The sequence below is a fragment of the Bradyrhizobium sp. I71 genome, from assembly GCF_022354745.1.
Classification (GTDB): domain Bacteria; phylum Pseudomonadota; class Alphaproteobacteria; order Rhizobiales; family Xanthobacteraceae; genus Bradyrhizobium; species Bradyrhizobium liaoningense.
This window is the reverse complement of record NZ_CP059398.1, coordinates 3,002,931-3,015,993: the sequence shown is the minus strand read 5'-3', so window position 1 is coordinate 3,015,993 and position 13,063 is coordinate 3,002,931. Positions and strand designations below refer to the sequence as shown.

Sequence of the window (13,063 nt, the reverse complement as noted above, 5' to 3'; positions counted from 1 at the left end):
TCTCTCCCGCATCCGCCTTCGCTAAAGCTTCGGCGCGACAAGCACGGGGAGAGGCGAAGATCTCACTTCACCTTCGGCAGCACCTGCTTCACCACCTGCTTGCCCTCGACCACCTCGACCAGAAAGCTCTGACGGTCGATGTCGCCGGTATCGCTGAAGGTGACGTCCATCAGGATGCCAGGCTCGTCGGCGGCCTTGATGGTCAGGCCGTGCAGCGTGTCGGCGAACTTCTTGGGGTCGACCTTGCCCATCTTCTCGGTGGTGGCCTTCACCATATAGACGGCGAGATAGCCCTTCAGGCCGTTGTGGTCCGGCACGTAATTGTACTTCTTGGAGAACTTCTCGCGGAACGCCTTGATCAAATCGACCGGGGCATCCGTGGTGAGGCCGACATGGCCACGGGCGCCGTTGGCGGCATCGCCGGCGAGCTCGATCACCTTCTGGCCGATCAGCGTGGTCTCGCCCATCAGCGGCACAGTGACGCCCTGGCGCTTCAGCTCCTTGAGGATGCGCGCGCTCTCTTCTTCGTTGAGATACACGAACACGGCGTCCGGGTTGGCGGCCTTGATCTTGCCGACGTCCGCCGCGAAATCAGCCTGGCCCGCTTCGGTCGAGAGATCGGCGACCACTTTGGAGCCGAGCCTATCGAGCTCCTTGATGACGACGTCGCGGCCGCCGCGGCCGAAATCGTTGTTGACCCAGACCACGGCCACCGACTTCGCCTTCATCTCGTCGTGGATGTATTTCGCGACCTTCGGCATCGAGGATTGCTGGCCGAACGAGGTGCGGAACAGGTACTTGTTGCCTTGTTGCGTCAGCTCGGCGGCCTCGCCACCCATGATCTGCGCGATGCCGGCCTCGGCGGCGAGCGGCGCGGTGACCTTCACCGAGCCGGAATAGCCGGGCCCGAGCAGCACATAGGGCTCGGCGTCGAGCGCCTTCTGCACCTGCGCGCGGGCGACGCCGGGGTTGGACTGCGAGTCGGCGTGGGTGACCTCGAGCTTGCGGCCGAGCACGCCGCCCTTGGCGTTGATCTCCTCGATCGCGAGGTCGATGCCGTTCTTCCAGTTGGTCCCGACGGTGGCGCCGCCGCCGGACAGCTCGGCGACGTTGGCGAGCTTGATCGCCTGGGCGTGGGCGCTCGTTGCGGTTATGATGGTGAACAGCGCGCCCACCAATAGCGTTGATTTCATCGTCCTCTCCTCCCGTTTCGAATTTTGCAAGCGGCCTTGTGTCCGGCCGCTTTGCCTCAAGCTGCCTGATAGGCGGCGCTGCGCGCAGCCATCACGGCATCAAAAGCCTCTCCCATGATCTCGGTCGATGGGGCAAGGCCGGTGAACAGTTCGAAGGCGTCCGCGGCCTGGTAGATCGCGAGCTCGCGCCCGGTCATGATCCGAGCGCCTTTCTCTCGCGCTGCGGCAAGCAGCGGCGTGATCAGCGGCGAATAGACGGCGTCGGCGACCCACAGGTCCGCCCTGAGCAGCGCCGCCGGTACCGGCGTGTCACGGCTCGGCAGCATGCCGACTGGCGTGCCGTTGACGAGACCGGTCGCGCCAACGAGCGCATCCTCGACGCTTCCAGCCACCCTCGCGCCGCCTTGCCCGGCGAGCAGCCCGGCGAGTTTCTCAGCGCGCGCCGGCTCGCTGTCGAAAATGCGGATGTCGGCGACTTTCAGGCTCGCCAGCGCAAACGCGATGGCCTTGCCAACGCCGCCGGCGCCAATCACCGCGACGGCGTTGCCGGACGGCGCAAGCAGTGGCGCCACCGCCCGGGCGAAACCCGTGGTGTCGGTGTTGTGGCCGGTCAACCGGCCATCTCCGACGACGACGGTGTTGACCGCGCCCATGCTGGCTGCGCCCGGCGCCAGCGCGTCGAGCAGCGGGACCACGGCCTCCTTGTAGGGGTAGGTGACATTGACGCCGGCGAAGCCGAGCCGCCGTACGCCTTCGAGCATCATGCGGAGCCCGGCCGCGTCGGCGCCGGCGACCTCGATGAGCTGGTAATGACCGCGCAGGCCAAGCGCCTCGGCGGCGCGCTCATGCATGGCGGGGGACGCGGAATGCGCGATCGGCGCGCCGATCAGGCCGGTGAGAAGCTTCTTGCTGGCGGCGTATCCGCGCTTCGACATGGTTCGCCATCGTCTCGTTGGGAGCGTCCGGTCCCGGCCATTAGCGGGGAAACCGCGCAATTCCAGCTGCGACGATAGCCTTTCCCCCGCCTAACACAATTACCCTTTTATCCGGCAAACCTAACATCATGTTATTTCTTCCGGCCCCGCGCCGAAACGGTCTTGCCGTTGCCGCGGGACGGCTCGACCGCGCGCATCTCGGTGCGGAGGGACTCGATGAAATACTCGGCATGCAGCGACAGCGGCGCGCCGCGCTTCACTGCGACATAGGTGTCGAACCGTGTCGGCTCCGTGATCTTCAACAGCTCGATCCCGGGATAGCCGCCATGGGCCACCGTGAACTGGTCGATGATGGCGATGCCGAGCCCCGCCTTCACCAGCGCGCAGACCGTGGTGCCGAAGCGCGCGCGGATGGAGATGTTGTAGTCGAGCCGGTTGCGCGCAAAGATCTCGGCCATGATCCGCCCATAGGGATCGTTCGGGTCGATGCCGATCAGCGGATAGCGGGTGATCTCGGCGGCCGAGACCTGCTTGCGGCCGGCGAGTTCGTGACCCGGCGGCACGATGCAATAGAGTTCGCCCGAGGCGAGTGGCATGAAGTCGAGCCCGGAATGCTCCAGCCGGTAGCTCATCGCGACGCACTCGCCGCGGCCAAGCAGGAGATAGTCGATGGCCTCCTCGAGCTTGAGGATGTTGATGTCGATGCCGAGATCGGGATAGCGGCGGCGGACGCGCTCGATCGCGCGCGGCACCATCACCTGCGAGATGCTGGGCACGGAGCCGATGCGCAGCTCCGACAGGCCGCCGCGGCCGATCTTGGAGATGATCTCGGAGAGATCGTCGACCTTCTTGTAGACCCCGTTGATCTGCTCGAAGATGTTCTCGGCTTCCGGCGTTGGGAAGTAGCGTCCGTTCTGGCGCTGGAAGAAGCGGATGCCGAGCGAACGCTCGGTATATTTGACCAGACGGCTGATCCCCGGCGCCGACACGTTGAGCAGCTTCGCCGCACCGCCGATGGTGCCCGTCACCATCACGGCACGGATGACCTCAACCTGGCGTAGCGTCATCATGGCCTTGAAATGTCCCTGGCATCGACAAGAGATCGCGGCGGCGATCATCTCACGAGAGATGCGAGGTCATCCAGCGGCAAGTGCGTCGATGTGGACGGAGGCGGCAGACTCTGCCCTCTCCCTTGTGGGAGAGGGTGGCTCGCCGCGTAGCGGCGAGACGGGTGAGGGGTCTCTCTCCGCGACTTCAAATGGGAGTTGGATTCGCGGAGAGAGACCCCTCATCCGGCGCTTCGCGCCACCTTCTCCCACAAGGGGAGAGGGAAACCAAATTTTCAGCCAGAGAGTTTCGACTAAAATCCGCGCGGTCAGATGGAGAGGCGGCATCGTCGCGCGATCCGCTGCATCGGCGTCGTCTGCTGCAATTGCGTTCTAGCTCGCCGGGCCCTCGGGCGATGCGTTCTCGGCCGCCTCCGCGTGCTCGCTTTGCAGCACCTTGCGCGCGAACTCGATGATCTTCTGCTTGTTCGCCGTTTCACGGACGGCAAAAAACACGCGGTTCAATTCCAGGCCGAGCACGCTGTTGAGGGCGATGTCCTCGTCTTCCATCATTGGTTTCCCGCTTCAGACGTTTCAGGTGTATCGCGGCGCAAATTCTGCCACAAGTAGTTTAAATCTTCGGAGCAGATGGGCACCGGGAAACTACGGCCACAGCCATTTGAGGCAGTTCGCAGATACGTGCTATACGGAAGCGGCGAGGGTCAGGAAACGCACCGATGTCCGCCGTAGAATATGGCCGGGAGGCGCTCGACTTCATTGAAGGCCTGCAGACCTACCGCGAGGTACCAGACGCCATGAATGCGCTCGAAGCGGCCTTTGGTCGCTTCGGCTTCGAAACCATCATCGTGACGGGATTGCCGAATCCCGACCAGCGGTTTGCACAGATGGTGCTTGCCAAGCGCTGGCCGGCGGGATGGTTCAGCCTCTACACCGAGAACAATTACGACCGCTACGATCCCGTGGTGCGGCTCTGCCGGCAGTCGGTCAATCCGTTCGAGTGGTCGGAAGCCCCCTATGACGCCGAGCTCGAGCCGAACGCAGCCGAGGTGATGAATCGCGCCAGCGAGTTTCGCATGTCGCGCGGTTTCATCGTGCCGATCCACGGGCTCACGGGCTACGAGGCCGCGGTCTCGCTTGGCGGGGTCCATCTCGACCTCAATGCCCGCAGCAAGCCGGCGCTGCACCTGATGGCCATGTATGGCTACGACCACATTCGCCGTCTGCTTGAGCCGGTGCCGCATCCGTCAACGCGCCTCACTCGGCGCGAGCGCGAGGCGATCGCCTGGGCTTCGCAGGGGAAATCGGCCTGGGAGATCGGCGAGATCCTGCACATCACGCAGCGTACCGCCGAAGAGCATCTTGCAACCGCCGCGCGCAAGCTCGGAGCCGTCAACCGTACGCATGCGGTGGCGCTGGCGATTCGCAACAAGATCATCGCTCCCTAGGCGCCTCACTGGGAAATTTCCCAATATCGAATCTGCGTCTTTTCGCGGAGTCTGCCTCCATTGAGAATGAATGGGGGTTTTCATGATTCACGCAATTTCCTCCGCAAATCACCACCTCTATGAGGACGTAATCGAGCAGCATTTCCGGCTGCGTCACGACATTTTCGTCGAAGAGCGGCGCTGGGAGACGCTGCGCAGGCCGGATGGCCGCGAGATCGATTCCTACGATGACGAGGACACCGTCTATCTGCTGGCGCTGGAAGAGCGCCGCGTCGTCGGCGGTCATCGGCTCTACCCGACCACCAAGCCTTCGATGATGAGCGAGGTGTTCCCGCATCTGGCGGCGGTCCGCGGCTGCCCGGCCGATCCGCTGATCTGGGAATGGTCGCGCTACTTCGTCGTGCGCGATCGCCGCGACGGTGCGCTCAACCTGCAACTGATGGCGGCGGTGCAGGAGTTCTGCCTCGATCAGGGAATCGCGCAGGTCAGCGCGATCATGGAGACGTGGTGGCTGCCGCGCTTCCACGAGGCCGGGTTCGTCGTCACGCCGCTCGGCCTGCCGGCCCTGGTGGAGAACGCATGGACCATGGCGGCGACCATCGACATTCGCCGCGAGACTCTCGATGCCCTGCATGATCGGATCGGCATGGCTTCCGTCGTGCAGCAAGACGGCCCGCGACTGGATGCCGTCGCCCGGGCCAACCTCTGCGGCTTCGCTGCCGCGCAACGAAAGAGCGCCTGAGATGTCGAACATGATGCGGGACAGCCAGATCATGGCGCAAACGAAGGACGAAAATCTCGGCTACATGTCCGATATGGCGCTCGAGCTGGCGCAGATGGCGGAAGACGCCGGGTTGGCGACGCTCGCCTATCTGTTCCGGATGGCAGCGCTCGAAGCCACGACGGCCAACGGCGGGCTCGCCGAACCCGATGATCTGCCCCGGCAGATGACATCGCACTAGACGTCCCCTGCACTCCGACAAATCTGCACCCTCTCGTCCGTCCGCCGGCGAGAGGGTGATCGCTTGGGTGCGGCAGGTTGCCCCAGCCTGCGCGGCAGCCTTCTTGCAGTGTCGATCTCGATCGCATGCATCGGCATGCAACAAAGTGCATGTTTGATGTCGAATCGCTCTTGCCTCGGAACGATACTGCCATTACCCATTTTTCGGCCTTGAAGAGGCAGGGGGAGCTCTTTCACTGATGGCGACATTGTTCGAACATCGGCGCGACGCTGCGTGCGCCTGAAAGAGTCTTGATGCTGCTTGTCGTCGAACAGTTCCTGAACGGGTTGCAGTTTGGCCTGCTGCTGTTCCTGCTCGCCGCCGGCCTGACGCTGGTGTTCGGGATCATGGATCTCGTCAACCTCGCGCACGGCTCGCTCTATATGATGGGGGCTTATTTCGCCGCGACCTTTGCGGCCTGGACCGGCAGCTTCCTGCTCGGCGCGCTGATGGCGCTAGGGGCCACGCTGGTGCTCGGTATCGTGCTGGAGGTGACGGCGCTGCGGCATCTCTACGGCCGCGACCATCTCGACCACGTGCTCGCAACCTTCGGCCTGATCCTGTTCTTCAACGAAGCCGTGCGGCTGATCTGGGGGCCGGCCGGCCTTGCGCTGCCGCTGCCGGCCTGGCTCACCGTGCCTGTGCCGATCCTGCCCGGCATTCACTATCCCGCCTATCGCCTCGCCATCATCGTGGTGGCTTTGCTGGTCGCGCTGCTGCTCTATCTCGGCGTGATGCGTACCCGCATCGGCATGCTGATCCGGGCCGGCGCCTCCAATCGCGAGATGATCGGTGCGCTCGGCATCAACATCAAGCTGCTCTATACGCTGGTGTTCGGTTTGGGAGCCGCGCTCGCGGGCCTTGCCGGCCTGATGCAGGCGCCGATCCTGACCGTGCAGATCGGCATGGGCGAGAACATCCTGATCCTCGCCTTCGTCATCATCGTGATCGGCGGCATCGGCTCGATCCGCGGCGCGTTCCTCGCCGCGATCTTCGTCGGCATGATCGACACGCTCGGCCGCGCCTTCCTGCCGAACCTGTTGCGGCAGGTGCTGAGCGGCGCCGCTGCCTCCACCGCCGCGCCGGCGCTGTCGTCCATGCTGATCTACCTCCTGATGGCGATCGTGCTGGTGGTGCGGCCGGAGGGGCTGTTTCCGGCCAATCGTCGATGAAGGCTTTCACGGTGAGCAAGGCCGTCACGGCCCTTTTGCTGGCGGGCCTCGTGCTGCTGCCGCTCTATTCGCAGCTCTCCGGCAACATCTTCATCCTGACGCTGTTCACCCGCATCATCATCCTGGCGCTGGCGGCTGCGAGCCTCAACCTCATCATGGGCTTTGGCGGCATGATGAGCTTTGGTCACGCCGCCTATCTCGGCATCGGCGGCTACGCGGTCGGCATGCTCGCTCAGGAGGGCGTGGGAAGCGGCTTCATCCAGTTTCCGGTCGCGCTCGCCGCCTCCGCCATCTACGCGCTCGTGATCGGCGCGCTCTCGCTTCGCACCCGCGGCGTCTACTTCATCATGATCACGCTTGCCTTCGCCCAGATGGCCTATTACGTCGCCTCGGGGCTGGCGCGTTACGGCGGCGATGACGGCCTCACCATCTACAAGCGCAGCGACTTCTCCGGCCTGATCGATCTCGGCAATCGCGTGCAGTTCTACTATCTCTGCCTTGCCTGCCTGTTCGGCGTCATCTTCCTGATCTGGCGCATCGTCAATTCGCGCTTCGGCCTCGTCGTGCAGGGCCTGCGTTCCAACGAGCAGCGCATGCAGGCGATCGGCTTCCCGGCCAAGCGCTACCAGCTGGTCTGCTTCGTCATCTCCGGCACCATGTGCGGCCTTGCCGGCGCGCTGCTCGCCAACAACACCGATTTCATCAGCCCGGCCGTGATGTACTGGACGCGTTCCGGCGACCTCATGGTGATGGTGATCCTCGGCGGCATGGGCACGCTGTTCGGCCCGGTCATGGGCGCCGTGGTGTTCCTGCTGCTGGAAGAGTTCCTGTCCCAGATCACCGAATATTGGGCGCTGATCATGGGTCCGCTGCTGCTGCTGATCGTCCTGTTCGGGCGCGGCGGCATCATGGGCGCGCTGGGGAGGGCTGGCCGTGGCTGAACCCCTGCTCCGCGTCGAAAAGCTGGTGCGTCGCTTCGGCGGCATCATCGCGACGGATCACGTCTCGCTCGACGTCGCGGAAGGCGAGCTGCACGCCATCATCGGCCCGAACGGCGCCGGCAAGACCACGCTGATCAGTCAGCTCACCGGACATCTCTCCCCGCATTCCGGTCGCGTTTTGCTCGGTGGCCGCGACATCACCGATCTGCCGGCCTATCGCCGCTGTGCGCTCGGCCTCGCGCGCTCGTTCCAGATCACCTCGCTGCTGCTCGACTTCACCGTCGCCGACAACGTCGCGCTGGCGGCGCAGGCGCATGCCGGAACCTCGTTCCGCTTCTTCGCCAACGCGCGCAAGGAAAAAGGCCTGCGCGATGCCGCCCATGCGGCGCTCGATCGCGTCGGGCTCGCGCATCGCGCCGACGTCGTGGTGAACAGGCTCAGCCATGGCGAGCGGCGCGAGCTGGAGCTTGCCGTCGCGCTCGCCAGCAAGCCGAAATTGCTGCTGCTGGATGAGCCGATGGCCGGCCTCGGCGTCACCGAATCCCAGCGCATGGTGAAGCTGCTCCAGGAGCTGCGGAAGGAAGTGTCGATCGTGCTGGTCGAGCACGACATGCCGGCGGTGTTCGCGCTGGCCGATCGCATCTCGGTGCTGGTCTATGGCCGCGTCATCGCCTCCGGCGATCCGGCCTCGATCCGGGCCAACGAAGACGTCAGGCGCGCCTATCTCGGCGATCAGCATGTGGTGACGCATCATGGCTGACACATTGCTCGACGTCGAAGGCATCGAGACCTGCTACGGCCTGTCCCAGGTGCTGTTCGGCCTGTCGCTGTCGATCAAGCCGGGCGAGATGGTGTCGCTGATGGGCCGCAACGGCATGGGCAAGACCACCACCATCCGCTCCATCATGGGCCTGACGCCGGCGCGCGCAGGCGCGATCCGTTTCGCTGGCGCCGAGGTGCGTCAGCTTCCGTCCTACAGGATTGCAAAGCTCGGCGTAGGCCTCGTTCCGGAGGGGCGCCAGATCTTCCCGAACCTCACCGTGCGCGAAAACCTGGTGGCGGCCGCCGCCGACCGCTTCGGCAGCCGCAATCCCTGGACGCTCGCCGCAATCTATGTGCTGTTTCCGCGCCTCGCCGAACGCGCGTCGAATATGGGCAACCAGCTCTCCGGCGGCGAGCAGCAGATGCTCGCGATCGGCCGCGCATTGATGACCAACCCGAAGCTTCTCATTCTGGACGAGGCAACCGAGGGCCTTGCGCCGCTGATCCGCGAGGAGATCTGGAGCTGTCTGTCGCTGCTCAAGAGCCGGGGACAGTCGATCCTGGTCGTCGATAAGAACGTCGACCATCTCGCCCGCATCTGCGACCGCCACTACATCATCGAGCGCGGCAGGACGGTATGGAGCGGCACGTCCGACGAACTCGTGGCCGAGCCGGATCTGCAGCACAAATATCTGGGAATTTAGCGCTTCCCCGCGCGAGGTGAGCAGCGGAATGCCAGCGCCTCGCATTCCCCGTCATCTGGTCAATCGATCTTACCCAATTCGCATGCAGCGCCCGACTAACGTGCGAGGCGGTGCCCGCCGATCTCGATCAGGGTGGTCCGACAGGACAAGCGATAGATCAGGCTGAAAAATTGATCCCACATGACCGAACTCCGTTGTTGATCATGGAAGGAAGTTATAGGCCGCGTGTCTTTCCGGCGTTTTTCGCGGAATGAGGAAATGGCTTCGTCCGGAGTGGCGCAATGTCGTCGGAACATTACGGAAGAAGTCGCCTCACGGGAGCGTGAAATAATGCCCCGGCTTGAGGCCGGCCGGATTCCGATAGAAGCCGGTAGTTCCCCCGAGGTGAAGCGCGCGCGGCGAGGCAGTATCGTGCGGGCTTCAGACTTGGTTGTCGAATGAGTTCCGATCGCGAAGATGATCCGCCGATCCTCATCTGCTCGAGATGCAGGCGGCCAATGAAGTTCCTGGCGACGCTGCCGGGAATCGTCATGCTCCGTTCGGAGCACGCCTACCATTGTGTTCCGTGCCGGCGCGTCGACACGATTCGGCTGAAGTAAGCCATCGGTGCCGGATTGGGCCGGACTTGCTCAAAACATCTCGAAGAACTCGCGATGCTCCCAGTCGGTGACCTCGGACAGGAAGCGATCGATCTCGGCGTTCTTGATGTGGGTGTAGTAGTCGACGAATTCGGCCCCGAGCTTCTCGCGGAAGAAGGGATCGTCCTTCAGCGCGGCGACCGCATCGCGCAGCGATTTCGGCAATGGCGGCGCTTTGGTCTCGTAGGGCGTGTCCGCCGAGGGGCCGGGGTCGAGCTTGCGGTCGACGCCGTCGAGACCCGAGAGGATCTGTAGCTGCATTCCCGTTGTCTCGAAGCCGGTGCTATAATGGCTCCAAGCATGAGAGAACAGGGAGGACGCCATGCACCATACCATGGTTCCCAGCGATCGCGTGGAGCGTGTCGCCGTCTATGGACGCGACGGGACGAAGCTCGGCACGATCGAACGGCTGATGCTCGACAAGCTGAGTGGAATGGTTGCCTATGCCGTGATCAAAACCGGTGGACCGCTTGGCACCCATCATCACTACCCTCTCCAGTGGAACGCGCTGAAATACGACCCAAGCCGCGAGGCGTTCCGGATCGAGTTGACGCTGGACGAACTCAGTAGCGGCCCGTGCGAGTTCGATGGCGATGCGTTCGACTGGGGCGACCGTTCGCGGTCCTACCCGCATCCGCATTACTGGTCGATCTAGCGGGTAAGCCGGCCTGGCAGCCCGCATTCTCGGCACGGGCTGGCGGGGCTCGAACTGCGGCCGTCGAGCCGTGTCTGACGTGATCGTCCGGTTATCCGGCGAGTGGCTCTTCGCCGACTTTGGGCCAATAGGTGCCAAAGCTCCAGAGGTTGCCCTCCGGATCGCGCGCGGCGAAATCGCGGCTGCCATAATCGGTTGTGTAGGGCTCCATTTCGATCGTCGCACCAGCGGCTTTCACCTTCTCGTAGAGCGCGTCGGGATCATCAACAGCCAGATACACGGCATCTGTCCGCCGGCCGCTGATGTCACCAACCCGCTTGGCGTAGGCGTCGTCGCGATGCGCCCCCAGCATGAGAATCGACGATCCGAACGCCAGCTCGGCGTGAATGACCGTGCCTTCCCTGCGGTACACCACGCGTTCGGCGAAGCCGAGAACGTTCTTCAGCCAGGCGATCATCGCCTCCGCGTCCTTGCAGCGCAAGGTGTGGTAGAGGCGCGGTGCTTCGTAGCCGTTCGGCTGGTTCATGAAATTCTCCAAATTCGGTGCAAGTTCGGCGCAAGTCCTTGCAAGCTTGCTGCGACGCCGACCCTAGTTCGGATCATGGCGGCCGGCTTGAACAAATGGGACTTGACCGTTGCCTCGCGCCGTCCTGGCGCTAGCCCCCGCCGTCCCGCATCAGGCGTGGATCGACGACATCGAGCCGCGCGGCCCATCCGGTCGGCGTCTCGCCGCTGAATATCCGGAAATCGCGAGCAAGATGCGCCTGGTCCGCATAGCCGGCGTCTGCTGCAATTGTGGCCCAGCCGCCTGCGCCGTTCGTCCGGGCCAGCGCACAGGCCCGATGAAAGCGCAGCATCTGGGCCAGCGTCTTTGGCGGAACGCCGATCTCGTTGTGGAAGCGACGCGTGAGATGCTTGCGGCTCCAGCCGATGTCGGAGGCGATGGCGGCAATCCTGATCGCGCCTGCGCGTCTCCAGAGCGTCTCCAGGGCGAAAGCTACCGCTGGCGAAGGCTCGTGCACGGCGCGGCGAAGCACGAAGTCTTCCACGATCTCGAATCGCCGCCGCCAGCCGACCGCCTCGGCCACCCTGGCGCGGAGGTTCTCACCATCCCGTCCCAGAATGTCGTCAAGGCCGACCATGCGGGCGGTCAAATCGGGCACGGCTCCTCCGAAGAAGCGATACGCCCCGAGCGGCGTGAAATCGACCTGAACGCATTCGGCGCGGCCGTCGGATTCGATCAGGACCGGCCCGGGAAAGAGACCCGCGGCGAAACTCGGCCGAGCGTCGGCAGCATCCGGTTGCTGCCCGAGCGCAATGCGGAAGGGCGTTCCCAAGTTCACCAGCAGAGGAAGCGCAAGCGGTGCGGCGTGGCGGAAGGCGGCCAGGCCGAGGCCGCGCTCGCGGTAGAACGAGATGCTGGAGACCAGCCGCGCAAGGCGCGGGGAGGCAGATCGACGGATGACATCGGCAGGTGCGTCCATCGCGCATCTCGCTCGTTCGCGCCCAGCATAGCGTCGCGATGGCGCCCGTCCAAGTCTATCGCTGCAGCACCGTGCTCTGCCGCGCCTCCGCCTCGCGCTCCATGTCGCGGCCGGACAGATCCTCGCCCTGCATGTTGGCGTAGTCGCGCGCCATCTCGCGCATCAGGAATTTCGCAGGCACGTCGTGATAGCTGCCGCGGTCGTTGACGTATTGCATGTAGGCGCGGCCTTCGCCGTCGAAGGGGTGCAGCAGCGCATCGGTGTGGCCGTCGAAATCGAGCGGGACCACGCCGACCTTGGCGCAGAGCGTATCGTTGAATGTGGGCGTCGCCTTGCGCCAGGCGCCGTCGACATGCACCTCGGTAAAACCGTGCCAGGTGAAGATGTCGGTGCCCATGCTCGCGCGCAGCTTCTCGGTGGTGAGATGGTTCTTCACATCGGCAAAGCCGACACGGGCGGGAATGCCATGGACGCGGCACGCGGCCGCATAGAGTGACGCCTTGCCGACGCAATAGCCTTGTCCGGCGGCGAGGACGCTCGATGCGCGAAAAGTCTCGGCGACGCGCATGCTGACATAGGGGTTGTAGCGGATCCCGTCGCGCACCGCCTTGTAGAGCACGCGAGCCTTCTCCCGCGCGCTCGCATCCGCGCGCACCGCGTCGTTCGCGAATTGCTGCACGGTGGGATGATCGCTGTCGATATACTCACCGGGATCGGTGTAGAGACGGCGGATCGTATCGGGAAGGATGTCGGTCATGTCTGGAGTTTAGCAGGCAGTCGCCGCGGAACTCAAATCACACGATACGGGTGCATGGTGCGCGTTCGAATTGCGCTGGGGCGCCTCGATCGCAGCGCTGCCGCCGATCCGGATGCGAAGTGCTTCAGCGCGCTCAGCTGCGCTCCCTCCCCCCTTGCGGGGAGGGCGGGGGAGACGGGTAGCCCGGCAAGAGGTGTTTGTTGTCGCGAAGAAGGAACGTGTTGCGTGAAGGATGGAGTCCCCGTGTGGACCCCTCTCCCTAACCCTCCCCCGCAAGGGGGAGGGAACGTAGCGGAGATCGGAGCTGGC

Annotated in this window: 15 protein-coding genes and 1 pseudogene; 8 read left to right on the top strand and 8 right to left on the bottom strand. The window is 64.2% G+C overall.

Features of this window, described 5'->3' with window-relative positions:
- Nucleotides 1-62: 62 nt before the first annotated feature.
- From FJV43_RS14800 to FJV43_RS14785, 4 genes are all read right to left on the bottom strand, one after another.
- Entirely contained in the window at nucleotides 63-1,193 is a 1,131-nt protein-coding gene (locus FJV43_RS14800) for an ABC transporter substrate-binding protein (RefSeq protein ID WP_239627999.1), read from the bottom strand.
- Nucleotides 1,194-1,249: 56 nt separating this feature from the next.
- Nucleotides 1,250-2,128 carry a shikimate dehydrogenase gene (locus tag FJV43_RS14795; RefSeq protein WP_239627997.1) on the bottom strand — a complete coding sequence of 293 codons (879 nt, stop codon included), beginning with the start codon at nucleotides 2,126-2,128 and terminating at the stop codon, nucleotides 1,250-1,252.
- A gap of 131 nt (nucleotides 2,129-2,259) precedes the next feature.
- Nucleotides 2,260-3,198 (bottom strand): LysR family transcriptional regulator, encoded by a 939-nt coding sequence (locus FJV43_RS14790; RefSeq protein WP_239627995.1) that lies wholly within the window; start codon nucleotides 3,196-3,198, stop codon nucleotides 2,260-2,262.
- A 369-nt stretch (nucleotides 3,199-3,567) separates the two neighbouring features.
- A complete protein-coding gene (locus FJV43_RS14785) occupies nucleotides 3,568-3,747 on the bottom strand; it encodes a hypothetical protein (protein ID WP_194394427.1) in 180 nt (59 codons plus the stop codon).
- Nucleotides 3,748-3,911: 164 nt separating this feature from the next.
- On the opposite strand from FJV43_RS14785, the gene FJV43_RS14780 reads away from it, so the two are divergent.
- The 7 genes from FJV43_RS14780 (at nucleotide 3,912) to FJV43_RS14750 (ending at nucleotide 9,220) form a co-directional block, all read left to right on the top strand.
- A complete protein-coding gene (locus FJV43_RS14780) occupies nucleotides 3,912-4,640 on the top strand; it encodes a LuxR family transcriptional regulator (protein ID WP_239627994.1) in 729 nt (242 codons plus the stop codon).
- Between the two features lie 82 nt (nucleotides 4,641-4,722).
- On the top strand, nucleotides 4,723-5,382 hold the full coding sequence (locus FJV43_RS14775) for an acyl-homoserine-lactone synthase (protein ID WP_239627992.1): 660 nt from the start codon (nucleotides 4,723-4,725) through the stop codon (nucleotides 5,380-5,382).
- Between the two features lies 1 nt (nucleotide 5,383).
- Nucleotides 5,384-5,602, top strand: a complete 219-nt coding sequence (locus FJV43_RS14770; protein ID WP_239627990.1) for a hypothetical protein — start codon at nucleotides 5,384-5,386, stop codon at nucleotides 5,600-5,602.
- Nucleotides 5,603-5,895: 293 nt separating this feature from the next.
- The gene (locus FJV43_RS14765) at nucleotides 5,896-6,813 is read left to right on the top strand and encodes a branched-chain amino acid ABC transporter permease (RefSeq protein WP_036042790.1); all 918 of its coding nucleotides are present in this window, start codon (nucleotides 5,896-5,898) and stop codon (nucleotides 6,811-6,813) included.
- On the top strand, nucleotides 6,810-7,754 hold the full coding sequence (locus FJV43_RS14760; RefSeq protein ID WP_239627988.1) for a branched-chain amino acid ABC transporter permease: 945 nt from the start codon (nucleotides 6,810-6,812) through the stop codon (nucleotides 7,752-7,754). The genes FJV43_RS14765 and FJV43_RS14760 overlap by 4 nt, the downstream gene beginning before the upstream one ends.
- On the top strand, nucleotides 7,747-8,514 hold the full coding sequence (locus tag FJV43_RS14755; protein ID WP_239627987.1) for an ABC transporter ATP-binding protein: 768 nt from the start codon (nucleotides 7,747-7,749) through the stop codon (nucleotides 8,512-8,514). The genes FJV43_RS14760 and FJV43_RS14755 overlap by 8 nt, the downstream gene beginning before the upstream one ends.
- Nucleotides 8,507-9,220, top strand: a complete 714-nt coding sequence (locus FJV43_RS14750; protein WP_239627985.1) for an ABC transporter ATP-binding protein — start codon at nucleotides 8,507-8,509, stop codon at nucleotides 9,218-9,220. Before FJV43_RS14755 ends, FJV43_RS14750 begins: the two co-directional genes overlap by 8 nt.
- A gap of 629 nt (nucleotides 9,221-9,849) precedes the next feature.
- Here FJV43_RS14750 and FJV43_RS14745 read toward each other — a convergent pair.
- Nucleotides 9,850-10,110, bottom strand: a pseudogene (locus FJV43_RS14745) (glutamine synthetase); the annotation flags it as partial.
- A gap of 70 nt (nucleotides 10,111-10,180) precedes the next feature.
- On the opposite strand from FJV43_RS14745, the gene FJV43_RS14740 reads away from it, so the two are divergent.
- The gene (locus FJV43_RS14740) at nucleotides 10,181-10,513 is read left to right on the top strand and encodes a PRC-barrel domain-containing protein (protein ID WP_239627983.1); all 333 of its coding nucleotides are present in this window, start codon (nucleotides 10,181-10,183) and stop codon (nucleotides 10,511-10,513) included.
- Between the two features lie 91 nt (nucleotides 10,514-10,604).
- Here FJV43_RS14740 and FJV43_RS14735 read toward each other — a convergent pair whose 3' ends face one another.
- The 3 genes from FJV43_RS14735 to FJV43_RS14725 form a co-directional block, all read right to left on the bottom strand.
- On the bottom strand, nucleotides 10,605-11,039 hold the full coding sequence (locus tag FJV43_RS14735) for a VOC family protein (protein WP_239627981.1): 435 nt from the start codon (nucleotides 11,037-11,039) through the stop codon (nucleotides 10,605-10,607).
- Nucleotides 11,040-11,169: 130 nt separating this feature from the next.
- Nucleotides 11,170-11,997, bottom strand: a complete 828-nt coding sequence (locus tag FJV43_RS14730; RefSeq protein ID WP_239627980.1) for a helix-turn-helix domain-containing protein — start codon at nucleotides 11,995-11,997, stop codon at nucleotides 11,170-11,172.
- Nucleotides 11,998-12,052: 55 nt separating this feature from the next.
- Nucleotides 12,053-12,754, bottom strand: a complete 702-nt coding sequence (locus tag FJV43_RS14725; RefSeq protein ID WP_239627979.1) for a transglutaminase family protein — start codon at nucleotides 12,752-12,754, stop codon at nucleotides 12,053-12,055.
- Between the last annotated feature and the right edge of the window lie 309 nt (nucleotides 12,755-13,063).